The organism is Mesorhizobium sp. M2A.F.Ca.ET.067.02.1.1, assembly GCF_004023285.1.
GTDB lineage: Bacteria > Pseudomonadota > Alphaproteobacteria > Rhizobiales > Rhizobiaceae > Mesorhizobium.
The window spans coordinates 1-459 of sequence record NZ_RZSB01001428.1; the positions used below are offsets into that span (position 1 = coordinate 1).

The window sequence follows — 459 nt, forward strand, 5'->3', positions numbered from 1 at the left end:
ATGCCGAAGCGGTGAGGCTGGCGAAGACGCTGATCCGTAGCGCTCGCTTCGGCGCGCTGGCGGTGATCGAGCCCGGCACCGGGGCGCCGCTGGCGAGCCGGGTCGGCGTTGCCACCGACAGTGACGGCGCGCCGCTGATCCTGGTCTCGATGCTGTCGGCGCATACCGGCGCGCTGCTTGCCGACCCGCGCTGTTCGCTGCTGGTCGGCGAACCCGGCAAGGGCGATCCGCTGGCGCATCCGCGCATAACGCTGGTCTGCCGGGCGAGGCGGCTGGAGCATGGGGCGGAAGAGCACCAGCGCGCCGAGCGGCGCTATCTCAACCGCAATCCCAAGGCAAGGCTCTACGCCGGGCTTGGCGACTTCTCCATTTTCCGGCTCGAACCCGAGCGTGCCAGCCTCAATGGCGGCTTCGGCAAGGCCTATCTGCTCGATCGTGCCGACCTCATCATCGCCGGAC

At 69.5% G+C, this 459-nt stretch carries 1 protein-coding gene; it reads left to right on the plus strand.

The features are described from left to right. Nucleotides 1-459, plus strand: a 459-nt coding sequence (locus EOA28_RS38175; RefSeq protein ID WP_148671233.1) for a pyridoxamine 5'-phosphate oxidase family protein, incomplete at both ends; no start/stop codon positions are given.